Annotated in this window: 21 protein-coding genes; 16 read left to right on the top strand and 5 right to left on the bottom strand. The window is 55.9% G+C overall.

Features of this window, described 5'->3' with window-relative positions; translation table 11 throughout:
- The first annotated feature begins 53 nt into the window (after nt 1–53).
- Nucleotides 54–725: a methyltransferase domain-containing protein gene (locus tag J0A68_RS03165; RefSeq protein WP_206576730.1), complete on the top strand. Its 672-nt coding sequence runs from the start codon at nt 54–56 to the stop codon at nt 723–725.
- On the opposite strand, the gene J0A68_RS03160 is transcribed toward J0A68_RS03165, so the two are convergent.
- The 3 genes from J0A68_RS03160 to J0A68_RS03150 form a co-directional block, all read right to left on the bottom strand.
- Nucleotides 722–2,509 (bottom strand): ABC transporter ATP-binding protein, encoded by a 1,788-nt coding sequence (locus tag J0A68_RS03160; RefSeq protein ID WP_206576729.1) that lies wholly within the window; start codon nt 2,507–2,509, stop codon nt 722–724. The two genes, J0A68_RS03165 and J0A68_RS03160, sit on opposite strands and share 4 nt — an antisense overlap.
- A 75-nt stretch (nt 2,510–2,584) precedes the next feature.
- Nucleotides 2,585–3,715 carry an N-methyl-L-tryptophan oxidase gene (gene solA / locus J0A68_RS03155; RefSeq protein ID WP_206576728.1) on the bottom strand — a complete coding sequence of 377 codons (1,131 nt, stop codon included), beginning with the start codon at nt 3,713–3,715 and terminating at the stop codon, nt 2,585–2,587.
- A 197-nt stretch (nt 3,716–3,912) separates the two neighbouring features.
- On the bottom strand, nt 3,913–4,500 hold the full coding sequence (locus J0A68_RS03150) for a hypothetical protein (RefSeq protein WP_206576727.1): 588 nt from the start codon (nt 4,498–4,500) through the stop codon (nt 3,913–3,915).
- 276 nt (nt 4,501–4,776) lie between these two features.
- Between J0A68_RS03150 and J0A68_RS03145 the strand changes: the two genes are divergently transcribed.
- Both J0A68_RS03145 and J0A68_RS03140 read left to right on the top strand, forming a co-directional pair.
- The gene (locus J0A68_RS03145; RefSeq protein WP_206576726.1) at nt 4,777–8,274 is read left to right on the top strand and encodes a hypothetical protein; all 3,498 of its coding nucleotides are present in this window, start codon (nt 4,777–4,779) and stop codon (nt 8,272–8,274) included.
- A gap of 86 nt (nt 8,275–8,360) precedes the next feature.
- A complete protein-coding gene (locus tag J0A68_RS03140; RefSeq protein ID WP_206576725.1) occupies nt 8,361–9,557 on the top strand; it encodes a tetratricopeptide repeat protein in 1,197 nt (398 codons plus the stop codon).
- On the opposite strand, the gene J0A68_RS03135 is transcribed toward J0A68_RS03140, so the two are convergent.
- Nucleotides 9,554–10,780, bottom strand: coding sequence for an FtsX-like permease family protein (locus J0A68_RS03135; RefSeq protein WP_236021328.1), 1,227 nt, complete (start codon nt 10,778–10,780; stop codon nt 9,554–9,556). The genes J0A68_RS03140 and J0A68_RS03135 overlap by 4 nt on opposite strands.
- 13 nt (nt 10,781–10,793) lie before the next feature.
- Nucleotides 10,794–11,174 carry a 30S ribosome-binding factor RbfA gene (gene rbfA, locus J0A68_RS03130; RefSeq protein WP_206576724.1) on the bottom strand — a complete coding sequence of 127 codons (381 nt, stop codon included), beginning with the start codon at nt 11,172–11,174 and terminating at the stop codon, nt 10,794–10,796.
- Between the two features lie 83 nt (nt 11,175–11,257).
- On the opposite strand from rbfA, the gene J0A68_RS03125 reads away from it, so the two are divergent.
- From J0A68_RS03125 to J0A68_RS03065, 13 genes are all read left to right on the top strand, one after another.
- Nucleotides 11,258–12,649: a hypothetical protein gene (locus J0A68_RS03125; RefSeq protein WP_206576723.1), complete on the top strand. Its 1,392-nt coding sequence runs from the start codon at nt 11,258–11,260 to the stop codon at nt 12,647–12,649.
- A gap of 95 nt (nt 12,650–12,744) precedes the next feature.
- Nucleotides 12,745–14,118 (top strand): hypothetical protein, encoded by a 1,374-nt coding sequence (locus J0A68_RS03120; RefSeq protein ID WP_206576722.1) that lies wholly within the window; start codon nt 12,745–12,747, stop codon nt 14,116–14,118.
- Nucleotides 14,119–14,373: 255 nt separating this feature from the next.
- The gene (locus tag J0A68_RS03115; protein ID WP_206576721.1) at nt 14,374–14,982 is read left to right on the top strand and encodes a Pvc16 family protein; all 609 of its coding nucleotides are present in this window, start codon (nt 14,374–14,376) and stop codon (nt 14,980–14,982) included.
- The gene (locus J0A68_RS03110) at nt 14,979–16,109 is read left to right on the top strand and encodes a hypothetical protein (RefSeq protein WP_206576720.1); all 1,131 of its coding nucleotides are present in this window, start codon (nt 14,979–14,981) and stop codon (nt 16,107–16,109) included. Before J0A68_RS03115 ends, J0A68_RS03110 begins: the two co-directional genes overlap by 4 nt.
- 11 nt (nt 16,110–16,120) lie before the next feature.
- The gene (locus tag J0A68_RS03105) at nt 16,121–17,836 is read left to right on the top strand and encodes a phage tail sheath family protein (protein WP_206576719.1); all 1,716 of its coding nucleotides are present in this window, start codon (nt 16,121–16,123) and stop codon (nt 17,834–17,836) included.
- A gap of 188 nt (nt 17,837–18,024) precedes the next feature.
- Nucleotides 18,025–19,476: a phage tail sheath family protein gene (locus J0A68_RS03100; protein ID WP_206576718.1), complete on the top strand. Its 1,452-nt coding sequence runs from the start codon at nt 18,025–18,027 to the stop codon at nt 19,474–19,476.
- A gap of 35 nt (nt 19,477–19,511) precedes the next feature.
- Entirely contained in the window at nt 19,512–19,946 is a 435-nt protein-coding gene (locus J0A68_RS03095) for a phage tail protein (protein ID WP_206576717.1), read from the top strand.
- 3 nt (nt 19,947–19,949) lie between these two features.
- Entirely contained in the window at nt 19,950–20,423 is a 474-nt protein-coding gene (locus J0A68_RS03090) for a phage tail protein (protein WP_206576716.1), read from the top strand.
- A gap of 2 nt (nt 20,424–20,425) precedes the next feature.
- The gene (locus J0A68_RS03085; RefSeq protein WP_206576715.1) at nt 20,426–20,581 is read left to right on the top strand and encodes a DUF5908 family protein; all 156 of its coding nucleotides are present in this window, start codon (nt 20,426–20,428) and stop codon (nt 20,579–20,581) included.
- Nucleotides 20,582–20,591: 10 nt separating this feature from the next.
- The gene (locus J0A68_RS03080) at nt 20,592–21,383 is read left to right on the top strand and encodes a CIS tube protein (protein ID WP_206576714.1); all 792 of its coding nucleotides are present in this window, start codon (nt 20,592–20,594) and stop codon (nt 21,381–21,383) included.
- 3 nt (nt 21,384–21,386) lie between these two features.
- The gene (gene vgrG / locus J0A68_RS03075; RefSeq protein WP_206576713.1) at nt 21,387–23,144 is read left to right on the top strand and encodes a type VI secretion system tip protein VgrG; all 1,758 of its coding nucleotides are present in this window, start codon (nt 21,387–21,389) and stop codon (nt 23,142–23,144) included.
- 24 nt (nt 23,145–23,168) lie between these two features.
- On the top strand, nt 23,169–23,582 hold the full coding sequence (locus tag J0A68_RS03070; protein WP_206576712.1) for a GPW/gp25 family protein: 414 nt from the start codon (nt 23,169–23,171) through the stop codon (nt 23,580–23,582).
- Nucleotides 23,579–26,965 (top strand): baseplate J/gp47 family protein, encoded by a 3,387-nt coding sequence (locus J0A68_RS03065; protein ID WP_206576711.1) that lies wholly within the window; start codon nt 23,579–23,581, stop codon nt 26,963–26,965. Before J0A68_RS03070 ends, J0A68_RS03065 begins: the two co-directional genes overlap by 4 nt.
- Nucleotides 26,966–26,968 lie beyond the last annotated feature (3 nt).

Below are 26,968 nucleotides of genomic sequence, written 5' to 3'. Positions count from 1 at the left end.
TGGGCTGATTACTTTTGGATTTATTTGTACCCCCAACTGCCTCAAGGCTTCTAATGAGTATTCTAAACGATCTCTTTGCACCGTCGGACAATCCCAAGTCAATCGGTGCCAAATTCAGAGCAAGACGACTTAAAAGATTTGAAAAACTTTTTTTCAGAAATTTCAATCCAGAAAAGACCATTGAAATTCTCGATGTAGGCGGAACGGACTACTTCTGGAAATGCAGCCAAGTACCCAATATCCCGGGCGTCACCATCACCCTGCTCAACCTCCACCGCGAAAAAACCACCCATCCCCACATCCAAGCCGTGGTCGGCGACGCTACCTCCATGCCGGAATTTGCCGACAAAAAATTTGACCTGGTCTTTTCCAACTCAGTCATCGAGCACGTGTACACCTATGACAATCAGGTAAAAATGGCCGATGAGATCCAGCGGGTGGGCAAGCGCTTTTTTATCCAAACGCCCAACAAGTACTTCCCGGTGGAAGCCCACTATGCCATCCCTTTCGCGCAATACATGCCCAAAGGCCTGCTGTTTTTCCTGCTTACCAAGACCCGCCTCAGTCGGATGACCAAGTGGAAAAAGTCCGACGCCCAGCAATACCTGGACGAAATCCGCCTGCTCAACGAAAAAGAAATGAAAAGGCTGTTTCCGGGCGCGAAAATCCTAAAGGAAAAGACACTGGGGATGGTCAAGTCCCTCACCGCCCACAACCTGCGCTAGTCCGCAAACTGTAACCTTACCAGGTTGGCGTAGAATCCTCCCTCGTTTTCCACGAGTTCTTTGTGGCTGCCCTGCTCCACGATCCTGCCATCGCTCAGCGCATAGATGCGGTCCACCTTGCGGATCGTGGCCAGTCGATGCGCGATGATGAGCGTGGTTCGCCCCTTCATCAGCTCGTCCAGAGCCTGCTGCACCAGAGACTCCGATTCTGCATCGAGAGAGGACGTAGCCTCGTCGAGGATCAAGATCGCAGGATCCTTGAGGATTGCCCGGGCGATGGCGACTCGCTGGCGCTGCCCTCCGGAGAGCTTCACACCCCGCTCGCCGACAAGGGTATCCAAGCCCTCCGGAAACTGGGAAATAAACTGCCAGGCGTTGGCCTTCTTAGCTGCCAAAATGATTTCTTCCTCAGTGGCATCAGGCTTGGCGTAGGCGATGTTTTCACGGATAGAGCCGCCGAAAAGCAAAACTTCTTGGGGCACGATGCCCACCTTGCTCCGCAAAGCACGAAGATCCCAGTCCTTCACGTCACGTCCATCCACCAGGATGTTTCCCTTTTGGGTTTCGTAAAACCGGAGCAAAAGCTGGATGACGGTGGACTTGCCCGCACCGGAGTGCCCCGCCAGGGCGACTTTTTCCCCAGGCTGTATCTGGAAAGAAACCTGCTTTAGCACTTCCACCTCAGGACGGGTGGGATAGCTAAACCCGACTTGGTCAAATTCGATCTTGCCCAAAAACTTGTCAGCCTGTGTGCCAGAGGCAGATTCCGCCTCCTCGTCCAAAATCTCCAACACCCGCTCCGAGCTGCCTATGGCCTTTTGTACTTGGGAGTAGATGTCGCCCAGCCCGGCGATCGAGCCCCCGATGAAAGTCGTGTACAACACGAAGGACACCAGTTCGCCTACGCTCATGCTACCCTCCGCGACCAGACTGGCCCCGTACCACATCACTGCGACGATCCCGCCAAAAAGCGCAAAAATGATAAAGGAGATGAAGGCACCCCGGTATTTGGCGGTCGTCAGCGCGACACCAACCACCGAATGAAGCCCCTTGCCATATCTGGCGGACTCATAGGCCTCACCCACAAAGGACTTCACCGTGCTGATGGACTGGAGGGTCTCCTCCACGATCACGTTGGCCGCGGCGAGCTCGTCTTGGGTTTTCTTCGAGAGATTTCTGATAAACCTGCCAAACACCATCGCGATCAAGACCAGCACGGGAAAGGTACCCAGCATGAACAGGGTCAGCTTTGGTGTATTATATAGGAGAAAGCCTATCCCCGCCACCAGCGTCACCACCTGCCTGAAGAGCTCCGCCAAGGTCGTAGAAAAGGTGTCCTGCAGCTGGCTGACGTCCGAGGTGATCCGGCTGATGAGCTCTCCCGTACGGCGCTTGTCAAAAAAGGACATGGGCAGACGCACCAGCTTGGAATACACGGCGAGGCGGATATCCCGCATCGACCGCTCTGACACCAGCGCAAAGAGCCAGACCCGGAAGAAGGAAAAGATGCTCTGGACTGCCAAAATACCGATCAAAATCCAGGCGATGGAGTTCACGTCGCCTACGATCCAGCCCGTGCCCTGTGCCGTATCGATCAGCTTGCCGGCCACGTAGGGGAAGGTCAGCAAAGTCAGGGAGGAAAACAGCAAAAACACCAAGCCGGAGAAAAAGGCCCACTTGTACGGAAGCAGAAACCTGAAAATCCCGCCGAGCTTGCCCAGGTTTTGCTTGTTCAACTTTCTTTTTTCTTCCGGATCCAGGGCGCTGCCTCTTTTCTTGGCCATGATGGTTTTTTGGTAATCAGTCGGCAAAAGTAGGCGTTTAGCAAGAAAAATGACAGGAAAAAGAATAGACTTCGCCTATCGCCCCTGGAGCAGTTGCTTGGCAATCCGCTCGCCCAATGCCGCCGAATGCTTAAATCCATGCCCCGAACAGGCCGAGACCAAAAGCACATTCTCCATGCCCTCCATCGCCTTCGTCACAAATCTCGCATCGGAGGTCACGGTATAAAAACAGACCTCCGAGCGTGCGAACACCGGCCTTAAGCCCGCGATCCTTCCTTCCACCTTTTCCTTCCAAAAAAGTTTTTGCTCGGCCTCCGTCACCTCCCGGATTAAGGCGTCGGGATGCCCGGCGTCGACAAAGGACTCCGTGGCCATCTTGACCGTCCTGCCATCCAGAGAGGGAAAGCCGTAGAGAAAATCCTCCGGCCTCGGTCCGAATCCCCACATCCAAACAGGGTATCGAGTCCACTCCCCAGCACCTTCGCCGATTTCCAGCCAATGCAGTACTTGACGGCAGATCTTATAGTTCTTCTTCTCCGACGCAGGCAAAAAGTCTCCGATCCAGCCCCCTGCACTCAGCAGCACCCGATCCGCCAAAAATCGCCCTCCATCCGTGGCGACATTGATCGACTCCCCTTCGCTGCGAACTTGCAAAACAGGGCAATTGCGGCGAATCTCCGCTCCGTTTTGGGCAGCCAGCTCCAGCTGGCTTTGGATGCACAGCTCCGGGCGTAGGTATCCGGCCTCGTGCTCAAGGTACACCTTGCCGGACCGCTCCAGCATGAACGCAGGATATCGGTCTCTAAGATCGCGTGGATCAAGCAGCTCATGGCCAATCCCATGACCCTCGGCAAAGGAGACGGTCTGCTGCCAAAAACCGGCCGTCCCGTGCTTTTCCCAGGCCTGCACCCCCGAATCCAGCAGGATACCGGAGGTTCTGGTCAGCAGGGTACGGCCCGACTCTGCTTCTATTTCCCGCCAGATCTCGTGGGAGCGCTTTGCCAAGGCAATGTAGTCCTCGCCTTCCCCCACCGCGAGGCGCGTGATCCGGGACTCCCCATGGCTGGAGCCCATGCCGTGCGGGGGATCATAGCGGTCTATTCCCAGCGCCCTGATGCCGGGTGCTTTGCTCAGTTGAAAAAGGGCAGCACTTCCCACGGCTCCCAAGCCGATCACCACCACATCGTATTTTTTTGGCTGATCCACGCACGCAAGATAGGCCTACCAAAAGAGACTTGGAAGGCTTGGGAAAATTTGAAAGGCTGGCAAAGGGGGATGATTTCAGTCTTTTGAAAGCCACAGGATGGATAATGCAAATCCACCCGCTGGCGAGTAATTGGGAATTGTCTTTCCTTTCAGAAAAAAAGCCGAAGAAGATCTCCGGCCCAAGTAGTGTTTTTTGCTCAGCTTCTGCCCATCTGGGCATCTATCAGCTCGCGCTTGAGCTTTCGCTCCCGGTCCAGGGTGTTTTTCCGATGCTGGTCAAACTCCTCCTGCATTTCCACAAAATCCCGCTCGGCCTTTTTGATCCTGCCAAAGCTCTTGAAGTACTGCACGGCAAAAAACGCCAAAGCGGCGGAGAGAATCGCCACCAGTGTCCACATGAGCGAGGAGTAGACGGTTTTCTGGATTCCCATTCCCAGAAAGTTGAAATTGTCCCGGTCGGCGATGGCCTGGTTCTTTTCCTCCATCTCGGCCGAGAGGCGCTGCTTCACGGTCACCACGGAGTCGTCAAGGCTGGCCATTTGGGTATTCAGGTCGGATACCTTTTTGGAGAGGGTTCTCACGGAATCCAGCACATTCGACTTCAACTGCTCCAAATGGGCTTTTTTGACCACCTCGTATTCCTGAAATCCATTGGAAACGCGGTAGATGTAGTCAAACTGGCTGGTGATGGTGCCGGAGCGGAGGGAATTTTGGGCACTGTCCTGGGCAAAAGCCAGGGAAAGTCCGGAAAAAAGGAAAAATACAAAAAGGGTATACTCTTTCATCGGCGGTGTTTTTGGTTTCGCTTGCTTTCAATAAACGTGCCTTAAATCAACAGAATATAATTTTTTCCGCAAAAAACCCCCGCAAAGACAAAATCTTATTCTGATTGATTATCAATCGATTAATATTATATTTAATAGCTGTCCAGACAGAATTTTCTCTTGGCTTTTGCCGACCCCACTTGGCCCAAGAGCCTTCAGCCCCCAGGTTTTTGGCTTGACCTCCACCGGTCATAGCGGCACGTAGGGCTCCCTGGCAATTCTAGCCTTTTTTTGACTATGAAACTTCGGACTTTTAAAATATGGCTCTTTCTCCTGCCCATCGTGGCCATCATCGGTGTGATGCTTTTTGTCCAATCCACCAACAACCAGGAAGAACTGGAACAACAGCATATCCGGAGTATCGCGAGCCTGAGCAAGGATATCCAAACCGCCCTGCCGGACTACCTCAAGCGGGTGGATGCCTACCTGCACCGTACTGGATACGTCGGCTCGGGCATACAGCCGCTGGATGGCTACGCCGCCGAAATCCAGGAACTGCTCAAAGGATTCCAACCCCGGGTGAGCAACGTCCGGTACGAGCGGTCAGACGAAGCACCCGAGCTCCAACTGACACTGGACAGCACCATCATCCAGATCAAAAACCAGCCGGTAGACATCCCCGCGCCCTACGAGCGGACCTTCCGGCGGGCGGTGGCAACCAATCCCCGCTTCCCCGGCCCGAAAACCGGAAACTCGGTGCTGCTGATGGACATCGACATCCCGATCCGGGATCTCTTCGAAAAGCTCCTGGCCAACGATTTTATCTTCGAAAAATTCTACCTGACCAACGAATCCGGCACCGTGCTGTATCCGGAAGAATCGGTCGGCAACCGCCTCTTTGAGCCCGATCCGCTCAGGCAAGACTCCGTCGGGCTGACCCATGCCGGAATCACCTTTTCCCGCATCGTCCTGGACGAAAACGAATACCATGCCTATGCAAACCCCATCTACCTGGGATCCAACCGCCTGTACTTTGTCGGGCTATACGACTCGGACTATTTCCTGAAAGTCGGCCTCCGCATCAACTACAACCTACTGAGTACCCTATTGCTGATCCTGACCCTGCTGATCGCCTCCATTCCGATCCTCGGAGTGGTGAAGATGGGAAGGGGGGACAACATGACCCAAAGCCGGATCATCCAGGTCGGCGTCTCGCTGATGACCATCGCCGTGGTCGTCGGGTTTTCGCTCTCTTTTTCCAAAAACAGACCCGTCCCCACCGAGCTGCTGAACGAAGACATCAACGCCTCAGGCCAGATCCTCGCCTCCAATCTGGAGCGCTTCGAGACCCTGCTGAAAAACTGGGTAGACCGCGAGGGCAGCGCTATCCCCGATGACGCCAACGAGCTACTCCAGGTCAACTCCCAGACCGGCTACGTCAAGGAGATCATTTTCAACCAAAAGGGCGACAAACCCCCACTCACCTTTGCTTTCGCATACGACACCTCCTTCATCAGCCTTGAGAGCCGACCCTACATCCGCTACTTTGCCCGCAGGCAAAAAAATCCGACCTTCCTCGGCTCCCACTACAGCCGTAGCACCGGTGAGCTGGAGAGCGTGATTTCTTTCCAAGACCCCGTATCGCCCAACAGCAGTATCAGTGCGGTGACTTTTTCACTGGAGCTGGATGAGCCATACAGCAAAAACTACCGCATCCTCCTGATCAAGGAGGATGGCAAGGTGATCTTCAAAAGCAAAAAGGTGGAATCCTCCATCTCCAACCTCAGCGAATCCATCAGCTCCGACAAATGGAAAGAGGTCTCCAGCCTGCTCAAAAACAACCGGGACATCGACCGCTCCATCCCGCTGCATGTCCCGCTATACCTCAACGGACACCAATACCTGGCCCTGTTTCAGAGAGTCGGCGCCACCGGCTATGACTCCGAGCTATGGCAGGTTTTTCTGGTCAACACCAATATCTATCACGCATTCTCTGCCCTGACTTCCTTTGAGGGTATGATCCTGCTGGGGATCTATTTCGGCTTCCTGATAGCGACGCTTTTTGGCCAATGGGCCACACGCACAGGATCCAACACCAAGGGGTTCAAGTCCTTCCTCTTCGAATGGCTGGTTCCCAACGAGAAAAACCAAGCCCGGCTCAACTACCTGATTGCCGGGTACCTGTTCTTTTCCCTGGTGCTGATGACCATCCTATGGGCGAGCTCTCTCAACCCCTTTTCCAACCTGGCTCTGCTTACTTTTTCCTCCCTGTGCATCTCCGCGATCAACCTGGGAAGTGCGCAGATAGGCGCGGTCAGCGAGGGAAAAAAGCTTACCACGGAGTCGCTGGTACTGGGGGGAATCCTGATGGCCACCGGACTGGTGATCTCCGTAGCGCTGCCGAGGCTGATCCCCGCCCTAGTCGGGCTCTTCCTCGTCAGCCTGCTGATCGTCTACGGCTGGTACAGACTCCGTCCCAAGAAGAAGGTCCTCCCCGCGCTGAAGTACATCAGCTCCTCCAAAAACACGCTCAGCGCTTACCTGGTATTCTGGTTTTTTCTGATCGGGTTTTTGCCGGGCTACCTGATCCAGTCCAAGACCCAGCAGTTTGAGTCGAAGATCTGGGAAAAAGCTTCCCAGGCCCAAGCCCCCGGAGACGCTGCGGAAGTCAGTCCGCTGATCTTTGAGTTTGAAAAAGTGCGGCGAAACGTCATGTCCACCGTCGGCGACTCCTTTGACTCCAAGATCCAGGACTTCATCGCTCCCAGCTACCGGACACTGGCCGAAGCCTGGCGAGGCTCAGAGACCCACTTCAGCACCAAGCCCAGCCTCTATCTGGGATTTGGGCTGCTCATCCTTGCGACCTTTCTGGTCATCAGATGGATCCAAGACAGTGTCTTTTTTGACCTACACCCCGCGGCAGAGACCTTCACGGAATCCGATCTGGCGCCCAACTTCATCTGCTGCGTCAACTCCAACCAGATACCCGATCCCGAGGAAGAGACGGAGACCATCGACCTGAAATATCGCGGCTTCCCCGAGGATTTTGTCCCCAGGGCGAAGTCTTACCGCCTGATCAACTTCCACTGTGTCGACAACCCGATGACGCTCGTGGGACCCATTTCCCTGATCAAAAACTCCCCCAGTCGCCTCACCATCTATTCGGGAGCGCTGTGGAAAAGCATCTTCAAGGAACTCAAGTCCGATCTGGACAAAAACATCTTTTCGGAGCTGTTTTCCGACTTCAAGTTTAGCGTGATCAAGATAGAGGATATTGTGAAGGGCCCCTTCCGAAACGAAGACGAGGTCCTGGCCCGCCTGAAAAGAAACAAGGCATTCTACACCAACATCTGGTCTGACCTCAGCTTTGAGGAAAAGCTCGTCTGCCACTCCTACGCCAAAGAGGGGTTTTACAATCCCGCCAGGAGGGATACCATGCTGGACCTCGCCCAAAAGGGCATCATCGTCCCCAAGGCCTACTCCGAGACCAGCGACAGCTGGATAGAATGGAGGCTTTTCAGCTCGGTGTTCAGGCGCTACGTCCTGTCGGACTCCTCCGAAGAGGAGGCGGCCAGCTTTGGCGCCTACGAAAAAAAACACGGAAACGTCCGGACCATACAGACGGCCGTCATCAGCTTTGTCCTGATCTGCGTAGCCCTGGTGGGCATCTTCGACAAAACCTTCTTCAATGAAGCCTACGCCTACCTCACGGGCGGCCTGGGCGTCTTGGGCACGCTCTATTCTTTTCTCAACCAAGGCTTTGCCGGACTTCGGGGCTCCAAAAAAGAAGGCTAGTCCAACTAGTCAACCCGGCCCTCTGACAAACCGACTAAATCCATAAATTTGGAAACCTATTTCCCGCTGACGTCATCCCCGCCACCTTGAAAACACTCCGTGTACTCCTCATCCTGCTTTGCATTGGTTTCGACGCTTTTTCCCAACAGGCTGAGCCCAGCCCTTTTCAGCTCGCGCAAGAGGCCTTTGGGCAGCAGCGCTGGGAGGAGGCCCTGCCTCTGCTGGATCTCTGGATACAGGGCCACCCCACCGACCAGGAGGCCTACTGGATGCGCGGCCAAGCCCACCAAAACGAATCCAAGCTGGAAGAGGCGCTGGGGGACTTCAGCAGCCTGCTGACGCTGAACCCACAGTTTGCCGAGGCCTACTTCGAGCGGGGTAGAGTGCGCTACCAGCTCGGACACTACGAGCCGGCAATAGAAGACTTCGAAAACTTCCTCAAAACCCCGCCAGGAGAAACCAACCGCGTCCTCTACAAAGTCACCCCCGGCTCCAAGGGCGTCTCGGAAGTCACCACGCTCCAGACCGTCAGCGCGGAGCAGGCCTATTACCATCTGGGTCTGTGCAGCATCGAGCTGGGAGAGTATGATTTCGCCATCCTTTACCTGGACGAGGCCATCGCCCTCGATCCCGAAGAGCCGGACTTCTATGCGGAAAAAGGCCGGGCACTTGCCAGGCTGGGGGACAATGTACCGGCCATAGAAGCTTACGAACTCGCCTTGTCTTTAAATCCCGACCACCTTCCCGCCAAGCAAGGCCTGGCCCTGGTGAAAACCGGGGGAGATGAGGTGCTGCTGGGCCAGCTGGATCAGGTGGTCGCCGAGGGCTCGGGCAATGCCCAGACCTACAAGCAACGCGGATTCTACCGGATGAGCCACGACCAAGACCAGGGGGCCATATCGGATTTTGGCTTGGCCATCAGCCTGGATCCGGACGATTCCGAGTCCTATTTCTACCGGGGCAAAACCTACTCCCGCCAGAAAAAATGGAAAGAGGCCGAAGCCGACTATTCCGCGGCGATCTCCCTGGAGCCCGAAAATCCCGAATACCTTCTGGCACGGGGCCAGTCCAGGTATGTCAGCGGGCAACTTGAGGAGGCATTGGCGGATTTTACCCAAACGGTCGTGCTCGATCCGGACTTCGCCTCCGGCTATTATCACCGGGGCATCACCTATCAGCGCATGAACCGCAAGCCCGAAGCCTGCAGGGAGCTGCAAAAAGCAATCGATCTGGGAATGGAAGCGGCTGTGGGTGTTTGGGAAAAAGTGTGCAAGCAGGACTAAAGCTCCCGGACCGTCTCCACCTGCGAGGCGATGATCGCAGGCCTCCACGAAGCCAGCAGGGTGATCGAAATCACCGCCACACTGATCCAGGCAAAGTCAGACCACACGATACGCACCGGATAGGCATCGACCACTGCCGAGGAAATCCCCAGGGACACCAAACCAAAAGTGTCCTGCGCCAAAACCGTCAAATACCCCAACACCAAACCAATCACCGCTCCGCTCAGCGCAATCAGCGCGCCTTGCTTCAAAAATATCCTCCTGATCATGCTGTCCCGTGCACCCATGGCCTTGAGCACGGCGATGTCCTTTTTCTTTTCTATGGCCAGCATGCTCAGCGAGAAAAAGATATTGAACGAGGCGATAGCCAGGATAAAGGTAAGCGTGAGGAAAACGAACAGCTTTTCCAGCTTCACGGTACGGATCAGGCCTGCATGCTGCTCATCTGCGTTTTTCACCAAAAAATCCTGTCCCAAATGCGCCTTCAGCCGCTTTTGCACGTCGGCAACGGAAGCGCCCTCCTTCACCTTGATTTCCAGCGCGGTGCGCTTTTCCCCATAGTTGAGCAGGTCGCGGGTGAAATGCAGCGGGGCGATGACGTACTCGTCGTCAAACTGCTGCTCTATGCTGAAAAACGCCCGGGGTTCCAGCTGTGCGCTGTTGTAGAGCTGGGTAGGGTCTATGCTTCCCGCCGAGCGTGGGGCTTTGGGATAGAAAACCTTGAGGCTGGAGTTGGGCTCGTTCAGATGGATGGAAAGGAAAAAACCGACTCCCCTACCGAGGATGGCCCCGGGGCGCAGCTCGGTTCCCAGCGTGGTGTCTCCCCAAAAGTAGCCGTTGGCGAATCTGCCCTGATCCAGGAAATTGTCCGAAACGCCCTTGATCTTGGCCACCAGCTGGTTGTCGTCATGCTCGTAGAGGACATTGTCCTCGATGACCTCGGTCAGCACCTCCACGCCTTCGATGTCCCGGATCTCCGCCAGCCAGGCTTCGGGTGCCAAGAAGCTCTTGCCCTTGGCAGGCTCTATCTTCAGCTCTGCATCGAAGCTCGCAAACAGGCTCCGGATCAGGTCCTCCAGCCCGTTGAACACCGACATGACGACCACCAACGCAATCGTCCCCACGGCTACTCCCACCATGGAGATGATGGAGAGCACCGTGATGAAATTCCGCTTTTTCTTGCTGCGAAAGTACCTGCCGGCAATGAAGGAGCTGGTATTCAAGGGAATGGGTGGATTAGTCTTCTTCCTCCTCGTCCTCTTCAGGAGCAGGGGGGATGTTGAGGTCAGAGATCACTTTGTCCATGTGCTGGGCGTAGGTCGCCGAGTCGTCGGGGAAGAAGGCGATTTCGGGGATGACCCGCACGGACTTGCCTATCCTTTTGGAGAGGTGATGGCGGATTTCCTTTTTGTGCTCGTTGATCAGCTCGTAGGTGGCCTTTGGATCGGTGAGCAAAAAACTCACATACACCTTGGCAAAGCCCAGGTCGGGACTCACGCCCACCCGGGTGATGGTGATCATCGACTTGCCGACCAGATGCTTTGCTTCCTTCTGAAAAATATCCCCAAGCTCTTTCTGGAGCAGCTTGGCGTGTTTTTGTTGTCTTTTGCTTTCCATGTGAAGTATTTGTGGTACAAATTTAGCGAAATACTTGGGCAAGCTTTAATTTCGGCCCAATCCAACCCAATCCCTCCTGCGCCTTGCTCAGTTTTTTCAAAGTAAACGACCCCTTTCGCCTTATTGGGATAGCAATATATCTGATTCTTCTGGCTGTGGTCATGCTTGTGGTGTTCTCATTTCCACTCACGGAGCCGAGGCTGGTATGGATGGTTTTGGGAGAGCGGCTGAGTGACGGATACTTCCTGTATCAGGACGTGATCGACGATACGGGGCCGCTGTCGGCGGGTTTCTTCACCTTTATCCACACGCTTTTTGGCAGGAGCGAACTGGCCTATGAGCTCCTCGGGCGGGTTTTGGTGCTCTTCCAGATCGTCTATTGGAACACCGTCCTGATCCGGTACCGTGTGTTTGAGGAAAACACCTACCTCCCGGCCATCGTCATGGCGGCGCTTTTCCACCTCTCATTTGACATGGTCGGCCTGTCGCCTGCCCTGCTCGGAAGTACCTTTCTGGTGCTGGCCCTTGGCCAGCTTTTCTCCCAAACCGTCCTGCAAAAGGAAACCAGCGAATCCACACTTTTGATCGGGATCTATGGCGGTATCGCCACTGGCTTTCATCTGAATTTCGCCATTTTCCTCCCCTACATGATCTTTGCCGGCATCGCCGTCAGCGGGTTTTCCTTCCGGCAGTTGGTCTTGTCCCTGGTGGGATTTTTCCTTCCCATCCTGCTTTTGCTGATGTTCTACTTCTGGAACAACGGGCTCATGGAGACCCTGGAGGTCTGGCCTTTGGTCTTTACCTACGAAAAGTACCGCTACCAATCCCTGCTGGTTTGGGCGATTCTGGGCGCATTCCCGGTGATTCTCGGACTGGTGGGCTATTTCTACAGCGCCGTGCTGAGAGGCTCCACGATCAACCAGCAAAAGCAGCGTCAGCTGATCCAGGTTTGGCTGCTGTTTTCCCTGTTGGAGTTTATGCTCATCAAAAGACAGGCGACCTACCAGCTGCTGATCTTCATCCCGGGGCTCACGTTTCTGATCACGCAGTTTTTCCTCAACACGGGAAAAGGCATAGTCGGCAAACTGGCCTTCTTGCTCTTGCTTTTTGGGCTGCCGGCCGCAGGCTGGTGGTATTGGCAAGACCAGGCAAGGGAAGGATCTCCCTACTTCGTCAGCCAATCCCACAGTGGCAGCTTTGGGCCCGGGGAAAAAATCATGGTCTTGGCAGAAGACTCCTCGCCCTATCTGGAGAATCCGCTCGGGGGCCCGTTTCTCAACTTCCACCTGACCAAGGCCTACCTGGAAACCGAAAAAACCCTGGAGCAAAAAGCCAAGATCTACCAAAACCTCCACACCCAAAAGCCCGGCGTGGTGGTGGATCCGGAGGGTATATTCCGCCAGCTCCTCCAGGAACTGCCCGCTCTGAAAAACCTCTACTCCGAGACTGAGCCGGGAGTCTTCCGGCTGAAATAATCGCCCCAACTTTTTGACTTTGAGACGGGTAGGCTTACCTTTAAAAAGCTATAATGTCCACTAGTGGATGATTTTTGGCTTTTACCCCATTTTTTATGAACCCGATTTTTCAGATTCTATCCGCCTGCACCGCGGGCGAAAAAAACCAGCTGCTGGAGTTCTGCGCCACGCGCCACTCGAGCAGCTCAAAAAAGTACAGGCTTCTCAAACTGTTTGTGGAAAAACCCGGCCTGCAGGACCGGGAGTTTAGCCGCCTCGTGTACGGATCGGGCGACAGCGCGGCCTATTTTCAGCTCAAAAAGAGAGTGAAGGAGGAGCTGGAAGAGCTCTTGCCCTTGCTGAGGTCCAGCGCCTTCCCCGAAGAGGTGCGGACGAGGATACTCTGCAGCGAGCTCCTGCTCCAAAGCCAGGTCATGCTGGCGCGAGGCCTGCAGGCGGAGGGCGCCAAGCTCCTGGAGAAAAGCCTAAAGAAAGCCATCGAGGGCGAATTCCCAGACCTGATCCTCTCGATCTTCGACATCTCCCAGCGCTTTGGAGTCAATGAGGTCATCCGAAAAGAAGACCTGCCGGAGCTGGAGCTCGTCATCAAAAGCCACCTGCAAATCCTGGTCAACCAGCATCATCCCAATCCCGAGGAGCAGCCCAAGTGCGAAAAAAACGCCTACCTCGGTCGCATCCTGCGCCAGCTCAACTCCGAGCGCAAAGACTGGGGGCTGGTCGCCAACATCCGCCAGTCCCTCGCCGAGCAGAACTTTGAAGAGGCCAAAAGCCTCATCTCCGAGTCCGAACAGAGCTTTTCCAAGCAGGGTGAGGACAGGGAGGTGTACGAGGAGTTTTTGCTCACCAAGCAGAAGTTTCTCCTCCAAACGGGGCAATACAAGGAAGTCATCCAAAACTGCAAACAGCAGGATTTCACGCTGATGCAGTCCAAGGAAAACAACCTAGAGCTGGCCCAATACCAATGGTATGCGCTGTTTCATCAAGACCGGATAGAGGAGGCGACTGCTTTGCTCAAGAAAAACCTGATGCGCAACTGTCCCGAGCTGGCCCCAAAATGGAAGTATTGGGAAGCCTTTCTCTTGTTTAGGCAAAAGTCCTTCAAGGGCTCCCTCAGGCTGGTCCACGAGTGCCAGCTGGAGCTGAAATCCCTGCCCAACTACTACCTCGGCTCCAAGATGCTGGAGCTGATGATCCTCTTTGACCAAAATGAGGCCGACTGGCTGGACTACAAGGTGGAAAACCTCCGCAAGCTGCTCCGGCGCTGGAGGGGAAAATTCAACGCCCGCATAGACAGTGCCTTTCATATCCTGCGGAGCATCCAAACCAAAGTGCCCGTCAATTTCATGGAGGACTTGGGGGAAAACGAACACCTGCAGAAGCTCCGCGACGGCAAGGGCGCCTACAACTGGAACCCGATCGATTTTGAACTGATCCGCTACGATGGCTGGATTGCCGGCCGACTCAACTAGCGAGGGCCACAACGGGCTTTTTTAGCGGCCTTTCGTCGGCAAAAATGTCCAGTTTCGGACTGTCTGAGGGCTGAAGTTCCTGTCAAAGAGACGATCTTATTTTTGGCTTAAAACACTATTTTTCATGGAGTTAATCAGATTAAAGCTCTAGGAAAAAGGTCATAGTACGTTATTTTTTCCTGTCATTCCGTGGAGGGCTTCGATAATTTATAAGCCCAGAAAATCTGAATTTTTAATTGACCACGACTTTTCAACATGATCCATTCCGCATTGGAATTTTTGACCCAGGAGCTCAACGGGTTTATCAAGCTCAAAGTGGGCGATCCGCTCACGACCAGGATTTTTTTGTCTGGTGTGACCAATGAGCAGGGCATCGCGATCCCCGACCAAAGTCTGGGCATCTCGCTGATCAACATCGAAGAAGAACGGACCAACAAGGAGCAGCAAAGCCGCTTCATCAACGCCGTAGGCAAGATGGAAAAACGAAACCCCGAGATCCAGCTCAACCTCTACGTGCTGATCACGGCCAATTTCCAAAACAAGCAGGCTAACAACTCCTCCGACGACTATGTGGAGGGACTCAAGCAGCTGAGCTATGCCATCGCTTTTTTCCAAAGCAAAAGCGTCTTCACACCCGAAAACAGCCCTGCGCTCTCGGGTTTTGACCCGAATCTGAGCAAGATCGTGGTGGAGCTGTACAGCTATTCCTTTGAGCAGCTGTACAACTTCTGGTCGGTGGTAGGCGCCAAGTATCTGCCCAGTGTGCTGTATAAGGTGAAGACGCTCCGAATCCAGGAAAATGCCATCCAGGAAAGCGGCGAACCGATCGAGCAGATTTTTCTTACCTCCAAGCACAAGTCATGAACCTCATCTACTCCCGGCTGCTCGAAGTGAGCGTACTCCACGACTATTTCCGCAACGGCATCGCCCGGGACATCAAGCTCATCCCGACACGGGAAACCCAGGAAAAGCTGAAAAGAGGGCGCATGCTCTGGAGAGAGACACCACAGGGCATCGTCCTGCTCTACCGAGCCGAAGACGACCTGAGCACGCCTGAGGTAGCGCTCAGTCCGCCCATAGACCTTTGCTTTTTCTTCCAAAGCAACAATCCCACGGAGTTTTTCACGGTCACCGAACTGAAAAAAGGAAGCAGAAGCTATCAGGCGGGCGATATCCTGGCGTTCCAAAACATTCCCGCAAACGCCTCCTCCGATCCCTTAAATCCCGAGAAACTGGCGGTGGACATCTGGGACGGAGCTAGGCCCAAGACTTTCAGCGAGCGGGTCAAGCTCAATCCTATACCATCCAAGGTAATCCTCCAAGTGCGGGACGCCTCGGGCAACAAAATCGCCCCGGGCTTGGACGATAATGGAAATCCCCTGCCTTTGGACTTGCCGCTCAGCCCGGACGACACGGGAGCTTTTCTGCTCAAGCTCGATCTGAAGGGGAAAGCAGAGGGCAATTACTCCTTCGTACTGAGAAACGAGGCGGACACACAGGACCTCTGGACCAGGACTTACTTCCTGACCCAAGACTCCGAGGTAAACAAGTCCTTGGGCATCCTGAGCCTGGGCTATCGCGCATCGCCAGCGCGGCTGTATGGAGACAGGGAGTACTTTGCCATCGACCTGAAGCGGAAAGCCACCAAGTGGACCTACATCATCGTCAGCCAAAACAACAAGGTCGATCTGGCCGCTGCCCAGCTGTCGATCCTGGACAAGGGTAACCCTCCCGGCTCTCCCTATGCCACCTACACCTTTCAGCAGCAGGGCGCAGCTCCCCACGCCGACATCCGGATCAACAATGCCGAGACGGTCATCTTCAAATCACAGGTACCGATTCCCTTCTTCGAAAATCCCAAGCTCAACCTGGAGCTCAGGAGAAAGCCGGGCAATCGGGTTCTTTTTGGTCATCTACCCAATCCCAGCCGATCCGGGGCAGTCAAGGTCAGCCCCGGTGAAGAAATCTCAGAAATCTATGTATTCATCTAATCCCAACTGATATGGCAGAATTCAAAACCCCGGGGGTGTACATCCAGGAAATCTCCACCCTTCCCGCATCGATCGTACCGGTGGCCACTGCCATCCCGGCCTTTGTGGGCTACACCGCCCAGCGAATCCGCAACGGAGAAGCCTTCGACATCAACATCCCCACCCGGGTCACTTCCTTCCTTGAGTACAAGGAGATCTTCGGGGAGTCCTTTGCCGAGAGCTATACGATCACGATCACCGACGGCCCGACTGTGGCCATCGCCGATCCGGCCAACTTTTCCCAGTACCTGATGACCTATCAGGTGTACATGTACTTCTCCAATGGGGGCGGCCCCTGCTGGATCGTCTCCGTGGGGGACTACGTAGCCGCCCCCACAGGCGACGACATAGACATCGACGAGCTCCTCGCCGGCCTCAAGGTGCTGGAGGAGGAAGACGAGCCTACGCTGCTGGTGGTACCCGAGGCCGCCAAGCTCAGCGACGTCAACCGCAAGACCCTCCACGATCAGATGCTTGCCCAATGCGCCAAGCTCCAGGATCGCTTTGCGCTCATGGACGCCCTGCACTATCCCAACCAAACGGTGGCGGAGGACGGGGCCGACTTCCGCGCCGAAGTGGGCAACTCCGACCTCAAGTACGGAGCGGCCTACTATCCAGGACTGAAGACCATCCTGTATCGAAATTTCAACCCCGCCGTATTGACTGTGCTGGACAACCGCGGCGGCGTGGGGCTGGGGCCTTTCAATGGCCTCACCATCGCCCAGATCACCGGAGGGCAGACCTTTGCCAGTGCGACGATCCGGATCACGACCAATGCAAACATCGCGGGGGACGCCTTCACCATCGGCGGGGATACCTTCACCGAGGGGGCTGAGTTTGCCGCCGGTGCCGGAAACGCCACCACTGCGCAAAATCTCCTCACCGCCATCCAAGCCGCAGCCAACCCGGCATACAATGCAAGCCGTCAGGGAGAGACCATCACCCTGGTGTCCACCACGCCGGGGGAAGCCGGAGCGGCCACCGTGCTGACCTACGATGGGGGCGGAAATGGCGGGGCGGTGGTCTCAGGCACCGGCACCTTTTCTTGGGCACTTCCCGACAAAACCCTCTACAACACCATCATCGCCGCCCTCCAGTCCAAGCTCCTCGAGCTCTACCCTGCCGCGGCCATGGCGGGCGTCTATGCCCGGGTGGACAGCCAGAGAGGGGTGTGGAAAGCGCCGGCCAATGTGGACATCCGGTCCATGCTCCATCCTACCGTGACGGTCAGCCATGACGAACAGGCCCTCCTGAATGTGGACGCGACCTCCGGAAAGTCCATCAATGCGATCCGCTTCTTCCAGGGAAAAGGAAACCTCGTCTGGGGTGCCCGCACCCTCGCCGGCAACGACAACGAATGGCGCTACGTGCCTGTCCGACGCCTGTACATCTTCATCGAGGAGTCGGTGAAAAAAGCCACTGAATTCGTCGTCTTCGAACCCAACGATGCCAAGACCTGGCTCCGGGTGAAGACCATGATCGAAAACTTCCTCAGCAATCTCTGGCGGGAGGGAGCCCTGGCAGGAGCCAAAGCCGAAGACGCCTTTTTTGTAAGGGTGGGGCTGGGGCAAACCATGACCGCCCTGGATATTCTGGAGGGCAGGATGAACGTAGAAATCGGACTGGCGGCAGTGAGACCGGCAGAATTTATCATCCTGAAGTTTTCCCACAAGCTCCAGGAGTCCTAATCTCTTTTATGATTATCCGCTTTTATGCCAGTAGGCAGCTGCGACAATCCAAAAGAACCCTAAAAATTGGGGCTTTGCCCTAATTCGGTCTTCGGTCATCGGTCTTCCTACCCGATTGAAGAAGCAACTTCGCTTACTGGCAAGATTGCCGATAGTCATGATCACTTTTAACCCAAAACGCTATTCCTATGTCAACTTACGCCACACCGGGAGTCTACATCAAAGAAATCTCCACGCTGCCAGCATCCATCGCGGCGGTGGAGACCGCGATACCCGCATTCATCGGGCATACCAACTTGGCCACCAAAAACGGAGAATCCGTCCGGGGCATTCCCACTCGCATCACCTCCATGCTGGAGTATGAGTCCATTTTTGGCTTTGCGCAGCCCGAAGCCATCGCCGTCGCGATCCAAGACACCTATACCGGGGAAAATGGCCAGCCCGCCAAGCTCAGCGCCCGGGTCGTCAAAGCAACCCCTCCCGCCACGCCCAGCGTCTACAAGATGTACTACAGCCTGCGACTCTTCTTCGACAATGGCGGCGGCCCCTGCTACATCGTCTCGGTCAACGACTTTGGCACCGCGCCTACCGTCGGTGACAGCACCACGGCGACCAGCTTGCTCGGCGGATTGGCTGCGGTGGAAAAAGTGGATGAACCCACGCTGATTCTTTTTCCGGACGACCTTTCACTCGCCAATGGAAAGTCAGTCTACGAGGCTGCTTTGGCACAATGCGAAAAACTGAAAGACCGATTCGTCATCCTTGACGTCAAGGCCAACACCACCGATCCCTTTGCCGACGCGGAAAATTTCAGGAATACCGGCATCGGCTCGGGTGACCTCAAGTACGGAGCGGTCTACTATCCCAACCTCAGGAGCGCCCTGAACTTTGGCTACGACTCCGCCTCCGTCACCATCACCCAGACCAGCAACTACATCGGTGCCGGTGCGCCCAATCCAGCCATCGTCAACGCGGCAAACGGCTCCAACCTCAACGCGCTGTTGGCCGCAGATCCTTCTTTGCACCGCGCCATCCTGTCGGAGATCAGCAAGCTCTACATCACCGTGCCGCCTTCGGGAGCAATAGCCGGGGTGTACGCCCGGGTGGACAGCCAGCGGGGCGTATGGAAAGCCCCCGCAAACGTGGACATCCGATCCATCATCGGCCCGGCCGTGAAGGTTTCCCACGAGCAGCAGGCCTCGCTCAACGTGGACGCCTCCTCCGGCAAGTCCATCAACGTGATCCGGGCTTTCACCGGAAAAGGAACCCTGGTCTGGGGTGCCCGCACCCTGGCCGGCAACGACAACGAGTGGCGCTACGTGCCGGTCCGTCGCCTGTACATCTTCATCGAGGAGTCGGTGAAAAAAGCCACCGAATTTGTGGTCTTCGAGCCAAACGACGCCAATACCTGGCTCCGGGTAAAAACCATGATCGAAAACTTCCTCTCCAAGCTCTGGCGGGACGGAGCCCTAGCGGGAGCCAAGCCCGAGGAGGCCTTTTTCGTCAAGGTCGGCCTCGGGGTCACTATGACCTCCCAAGACATACTCGAAGGCAGGATGAACGTGGAAATCGGCCTCGCCGCCGTCCGTCCGGCAGAATTCATCATCCTGAAGTTTTCCCACAAGCTCCAGGAATCCTAATCAACCCATCCGCAAACTTTTAAATCCTACATACCATGGCAGTAGCATATCCAGTATCCGTCTTTCATTTTCAGGTAGAATGGGGCGGCACACGCATCGGTTTCACCGAGGTATCCGGCCTCACCATCGAGCTCCAGTCCATAGACTATCGGGAAGGCAGCTCCCTGGAGTACCACGTCACCAAGATGCCCGGCATACCGCAGTTTAGCAACATCGTCCTCAAAAGAGGCGTTTTCCGCGCCGACAACGAGTTTTTTCAATGGCTCAACACCGTAAAGAAAAACAACATCGAGCGCCGTGACCTCACCATCAGCCTGCTCAATGAGGAGCACGAGCCAGTGATGGTCTGGAAGGTCAAAGAGGCCTGGCCCTGCAAAGTGGAAGGCCCCACGCTCAACTCCACCGGCAACGAAGTGGCCATCGAGACCATCGAGCTCTGCCACGAAGGACTGGCTATAGAAACCCCGTAATCCATGGCTTTTCTCTATCCTCCCACGGGTTTTCACTTTCTGGTCAGGTTTGAAGGGCTGCTGCTGAAATATCCCGGCCTGCCGGACATCGGCTTCCAGGAAGTCGGCGGACTCAGCGTCGAGATCGGAGTGGAGGAGTATGCCGAAGGGGGAGAAAACCGCTACAAGCATCGCATGCCGGGACCGGTCTCCTATCCAAACCTGACCATGAAGCGTGGCATGCTGATCGGCTCCCAGGCTTCCAAGTGGTTTAAGGACGCCGTCGAAGGCTTTCAGTTTGAAGCCAATGACATCACCGTCATCCTGCTCAACGAGCAACACCTGCCCTTGCAGGCCTGGAATTTCATCAATGCCTGGCCCGTGAAGTGGAGCATGGAGGGGCTCAACGCGATGGAAAACAGCCTCATGATCGAGTCCATCGAGTTTGCCTACCAGTATTTCCGAAGGATTTCACCTGACGACCTCATCCCTGTCTGACTATGCCTATAGAGATCAAAGAACTCATTATCCGCACCACCGTGGACACCGCCGAGGAAAAGCCCACCGGAAAGTCCAAACCCCAGCCCGGCACGGAGTCCCTGCTGCAGGGCATGCGGGAGCTGGCCCGGATGATCAAGGAAAAAAACGAACGCTAAACCTGAAGCCATGGCCCTGAAAGACATTTTTTCTCCCTTGGGAGGCTTGGAAAAACTGAAGATAACCGCCTTCTCGGATGACACCTACGAGACATCCAAGGAGACCTACGTGGTGATGTACAATCCCACGGCCTTCAGCCAGGAGTTTAAGTCCAAGTGGATTCCCGAGGAAGGCCTCACCGACGGCAAGCAGTACCAATTCCGCACCTTGGAGTCCGATAGCGTGTCCTTCGAGTTTCTCTTTGATGCCACGGCCGCTTCGCCTCCGGGCAAAGACGTACCCGGCGACATCAACCTGGACTACCTCGGCAGCAACAAGCCCAACCTGGATCGGATCAGCGGCTCCAAAGTCTCCGCCATCGACCTGATCAACGAGGACAAACATGTGGACAGGGCCATCCGCAAGTTTCTCGACATCACGCAAAACATCCAGTCCGACTCCCACAAGCCCAACTACCTCCAGATCAACTGGGGCGCCTTTCAGTTTCGGGGTGTGCTGGGCAGCGCGACGGTGAACTACAAGCTCTTCAACTCGGCGGGCTTGCCCATTCGGGCGACGGTCACCGCAAACTTTGACCAGTCCCTGTCCCGACAGGAGCAAGCCGCCGAAACGGGCCGAAACTCCCCTGACCTCACCCACATCCGGGTGGTCAACGCGGGAGATACCCTTCCCCTGATGTGCAAGCGGATCTACGGATCCACCGCCTTCTACCTGGAGGTCGCCCGCGTCAACAGCCTGAAAAACTTCCGCAAACTGGAGGTCGGCCAAGAACTCTTTTTTCCACCCCTAGCCAAAGCCTAAGCCATGCCCCTCGTACCCGTCAGCACCGAAGACAACCAAAGCCTCGCTACCTACAAGATCCTGTCGGACGGCACCGAGCTGCCCGCATCCGTGGGCGTGGCGATGATTGCGATCCAAAAGGCGGTCAACAAGGTGCCGGCAGCCCGGCTCGTCCTCTACGATGGGGACGTGGCCGCGGGGGACTTCTCCCTGAGCGGAGGGGAGCTTTTTGTGCCGGGAAAAGAAATCGAAATCCAAGCCGGCTACAACAGCCAAGAGGAAAGCATCTTCAAAGGAATCATCATCCGGCATGGTCTGGACGTCTCCGAAAAGGCCTCCAAACTCATCCTGGAGCTCAAAGATCCGGTCGTGAAAATGACCGTGGGGAGAAAGAACAAGTACTTCTTTGAGTCCAAGGACTCGGACATCATCGAGGAGGTGATCGGTGCCTACAGCGGACTGACTGCCGATGTGGAGGCCACCACCGCCACCCATCCCGAGATGGTGCAGTACTACGTCACCGACTGGGACTTCGTCCTCACCCGCGCCGAGGTCAACGGCAAGCTGGCCCTCGTGGAGGATGGAAAAGTGAGCATTCTCAAGCCAGCGACCAGTGCCGAAGCCAAGGCCGAACTGCAATGCGGCACCAACGTGGTCGAATTCCAGGCAGAGATGGACGCCCGCACCCAGTACTCCGCCAGCAAAAGCACCAGCTGGGACTTGGCCAACCAAGAGCTCAAAGAAGTCGAGGCCAGCGATCCCGGCATGGACTTCCAGAGCAACCTGAGCGGCTCCGAGCTCGCTGACGTGATCGGGCTCAGCGACTACCGACTGCAGCATAGCGGGGGGCTGGACGATCAGGAGCTCCAGGCTTGGGCCGATGCCAAGCTGATGCGCAGCCGCCTCTCCAAGATACAGGGCCAAGTCAAGATCCTCGGCGACCCCGCCATCAAGCCCGGAGACATGGTCTCCCTGCTGGGTTTTGGGGACAGGTTCAATGGAAAAGCCTTTGTCTCCTCGGTGTACCACGAGATCTCGCCCAACAGCAAGTGGTTTACGCATTTGGGACTGGGGCTGGACTCACGCTTCATTTCCAGTCTCTACGATGACTTTCTGGATGTGCCCGCGGCTGGCCTCCTTCCTGCCATCCGGGGTCTCCACGTGGGAGTCGTCACGAGCCTGGACGACCCGCTGGGCGAGCATCGGGTGAGGATCTATATTCCGGTGATCGATCCGGGATCGGAGGGCACTTGGGCGAGAATGGCCTCTCCGGATGCCGGGGAGGGTGAGGCCGCCCGGGGTATTTTCTTCCTTCCGGAGGTGGGAGACGAAGTCATCGTCGGCTATATCAATGAAAACCCCAGAGACCCGGTCATCCTCGGCAAGCTCTACAGCTCCGCAAAGCCCGCGCCGTTTGCCCAGGACGAGGACAATTTCCAGAAGGGAATCGTCACCAAAACCCAGCTCAAACTGGTCTTTGACGACGACAAAAAGTCCATCTCCATCGAGACGCCAAACGGAAACAAAATCGTCCTCAGCGACGACGAGGGAAGCATACTCCTGGAGGACGAAAACGGCAACAAAGCCACCCTCAACTCGGACGGGATCACCTTGGAATCCGCCAAAGACATCATCCTCAAGGCCTCCGGGGATGTCAAGATCGAAGGGACCAACGTCGAGGCCAAAGCCTCCGCCCAGCTGACTGCGGACGGCAGCGCCGGGGCGGAATTCACCTCCTCTGGCAGCACCACGGTCAAAGGTTCCATAGTCCAAATCAACTGATCATGAACGCAAACCCTGAACATAATGGCTGAGAAAAATACCTTTCTGGGACGTGGATGGGCTTTTCCGGTGACTTTCCTTCCGGAAGCAAGCCAGGTCAACCTCGTGGAAAACGAGGAGGACATCCGCCAGAGCCTGATCATCCTGCTCAATACCACCATCGGTGAGCGGGTGCTTCGTCCGGACTACGGCGCCAACATGGAGGATTTGCTTTTCGAAGCACTCAACGTGACCACTGCCACCATGATCACCAACCGGATCAAGCGGGCCATCCTCTTCCACGAGCCCAGGGTAAAAGTGGAGGAAATAGACATGAGGCCGGACTTCCAGGAGGGCAGGGTCGAGGTGCTCATCAGCTATTTTATCATCTCCACCAACAACCGCCAAAATCTCGTCTATCCCTACCTCTTCATCGAAGCCACTGACGTATCCAAATGAGCACCGACAGCTGCCATAGCACCCAAGTTCCCGGAAGCGGCACCAACCGCGCCAACAGACTACTGGAAAGTCTGCTGCCCGACTATGTGGCAGTGGATGGCCGGCAGCTGGAGGAGCTGAAGGCCTATGCCAAGGGGATCGCCGCCCAGCTCAGATTCCGAAGTTCTGCCGATACCTGGGACGGGGATTGGGCTGCTTTTTTTGAGAAAGAAATCGCCGCCGACCAGCGTACCGATCCCCACTACGCGCTTTTTCTCGCTTTCCTACAAAACTTCCTCCTCGCCCAAGACGACCTGAACGGCCTGACCAAAAAGCATCTGGACTTTTTCTACCGGGATATCCTGAGGCTGAAGGAAAAGCCTGCGGAAGCCGACCAGGCCTATCTCATCCTCCAGCTCGCCAAGCATGTAGGCGAGCATCTCCTGCCAAAAAACTCGGGCTTCAAAGCCGGAAAAGACGACCTGGGCAAGGAAGTGATCTTCAAAAACGGGGCTGACCAAGCCTTCAACAAAGCCGAAGTGGCCGCGCTCAAGTCCCTCTACCGGGATGCCAATGGAAGGTTTTACGCTTCTCCCGTCGCCAACTCGGCCGATGGAAAGGGCGCTGAAATCCTCCACCCGGACGGACGCTGGAAGCCCTTTGGCACGCCAAAGACACTCTTTCCCGAGGCCGACCGCAGCGCCGCGGTACTGGGCTTTGCGATTGGCTCTCCTGCTTTGGCTCTGGGCGAGGGGCTCCGCAAAATCACCCTTACGCTGCTGCTCAAGCCCCAGGCAGGCCTTTTGGAAAAGCTCAAATCCCTCCACCTGAACGCTACCTTTCGCTTTCTGCTGAGTGGGGAAAAAGAGTGGATCGAAGCCGCCGTGGGATTTCCCAACTCGGAGGAAGAAGTGCTGGATCAGGTGCTCACCTTTCTCAACGACGCCAAAACCTGGCAGGACATCGCGGGGGTGGAGCCCCAGGCCGGGCCGGTTTTTGACAACCCCGAGCTGGGCGTTCACCGCCCATTTCGGGGCTATGACATCGGCGAGGTCACCGCCAAAAACATCCTGGCGGCACGGGATGCCATCCTACCGGGCAAAAAATTCACTTCCCTGGCCCAAGTCGATGCCGTGAGAGGCATGGGGCCGGACAAGATCGCAGACCTGATTTTCAGTTTCCAAACCCAAAAACATGAGTTAAAAGACCTCGGCGCGGCAGGTGTCGAGCTGATCCTCCACTGCCACCTCATCCCCGACCAGGATGCGGTGATAGGCTATGACGGGGAAGTCCTTTTGCAAAAATTCCTCACCGACCAGCCGCTCATCAAGGTGGAGCTGGCGGATACAGTCCAGAGCTACGCCTACCCCGTCTTGCAGGGGATGGAGCTCAGCTCGGTCAAAATCCACGTGGATGTGGAGGGGGTGGAGAACCTGGTTTTGCAAAATGACCAAAGCACCCTGCCCGTAGGCAAAAACATCCATCCTTTCGGCTTTAGGCCGGTGCTGGGATCCAATTTCTATGTCGGCAACCGGGAGGTTTTCAGCAAAGGCCTGGAAAGCCTGAAGATCCATTTGGAATGGCATGGGCTTCCCACAGTCGATTTTTCCAGCCACTACAGCGGCTACACTCCAGCCCGATCCAATGCCACCTTTCAGGCCAAGGCCTACTTCCTCGACGACCGTACTTGGGGGGATGCCAAAAAGACCCTTTCCCTCTTCAACACCTCCGGCACACCGACCACGCTCCAGAGCTACACTTTGGAAAGCGGTGAGCTGGATACGATCCAGCCGGAACCCGAGCTGGGTGACTTCATCTCCTGGACACCGGCTTCCAAGCGGGGTTTTCTGAAGCTTTCCCTCGCCGGCACCGATTTCGGGCATACCGGTTTCCCCAAACTTTTTGCGGACAAAGCCATCCTGAAAGCCACAGCGACCGATCCCAACTCGGTCACGCTGCCCAATGAGCCCTATCTTCCGGAGGTAAAAAGCGTCAAGCTCGACTACGAGGCCAGCGATTCCTTTGTCCCCGGCCAGAGCAAGTGGAACTCGTTTTTCCACATCGGGGCTTTTGGCGAGGCAAAAAAAGAAACCAACCCCAGCCTACTCCTGCCCGACTATCCGGACGAAGGCCATCTCCTGATCGGCCTGAAAAACCACCTCCCCGGACAGTCCCTGCAACTGCTGATCCATGTCTTGGACGGCAGCGCAAATCCGGACAAGGTCGTGCCTACGGTGGTCTGGAAGTATCTCGCCGGAAACGACTGGAAAACCTTTGACAAGCTGGATCTGGTCCTGGACGAAACCAATGGCCTGATCCAAACCGGCTTGGTGGGATTTACTATGCCGAGGGCGGCAAACAACGCCCATACCCTGCTGGACGATGGGCTGACCTGGCTCATGGCCACGGTCGCCGAAAACAGCGATGCGATTCCGGATTTCACCCAGATCATCGCGCAGGCGATCCGGGTGACCTTTGACGACCAGGACAACGACCCCAATCGCCTGGCCGCCGCACTTCCCGCCAAGACCATCGCCAAGCTGAAGATTTCCCAGGCCCAGGTCAGCAAGATCGACCAGCCCTTTGCCTCCTTTGGGGGAAAAACGGCAGAGGCTTCCGAGGACTTTTACACCCGGATATCCGAGCGACTACGCCACAAGCAGCGGGCGGTCACCCGCTGGGACTATGAGCATCTGGTGCTGGGACAGTTTCCCGAGATCTACCAGGTCAAAGTCCAAAACCACACCGAGTTTGACGGCAACCTGGAAAATTACCGGGCTTTGGCACCCCGCCACGTCACCGTGGTGCTGGTCGCCAACGTGCAAAACAAGAATGCCATTGACCCGCTTCGCCCCAAGGCCAGCGTCGCACTGATCGCCCAAGTGAAGGCATTTCTTGCCGACATCACTTCCGCCGGCGTCTTTCTCCACGTGGTCAATCCGGTCTATGAGGAGCTTCAGGTCAAAACCAACGTGCGCTTCCTGGCTGGCGTGGATCGCTCCCTTTTTGCAAAAAAACTGGAAGACGACCTCAAGGCTTTCCTTTCCCCCTGGGCATTCCAGAGCCCGGAGGCCTTCACCTTTACCGGGGAAATCCACAGCTCCGTAGTCCTCCACTTCGTCGAAAAGCTGCCCTACGTGGACTACGTGACCTGTTTTGAACTCTATCACCTCATCAAAAATCCGGTGGATGGGGAGATCCTCTCCCGCAGCCGCGTGGAGGAAGCCAAGGGAAGCACGGGCGTATCGCTGCTGGGCTCGGTCGGCACAGTGGACAGCTATGGGGATCACCTGATCACGATTTTGGAGACGGAGGACTGTGAATGTGCCGACAACGAAGTCCCTGCGATCATCTCCATCGCCTCCACGGAAAGTTCGGACATGGATGAAGCTTTTGAAACCTAAGAC

It is taken from the genome of Algoriphagus oliviformis, from assembly GCF_017254915.1.
Taxonomy (GTDB): Bacteria; Bacteroidota; Bacteroidia; order Cytophagales; family Cyclobacteriaceae; genus Algoriphagus; species Algoriphagus oliviformis.
The sequence above is the reverse complement of the archived record's forward strand: the minus strand, read 5'-3'. Positions and strand labels throughout refer to the sequence as shown.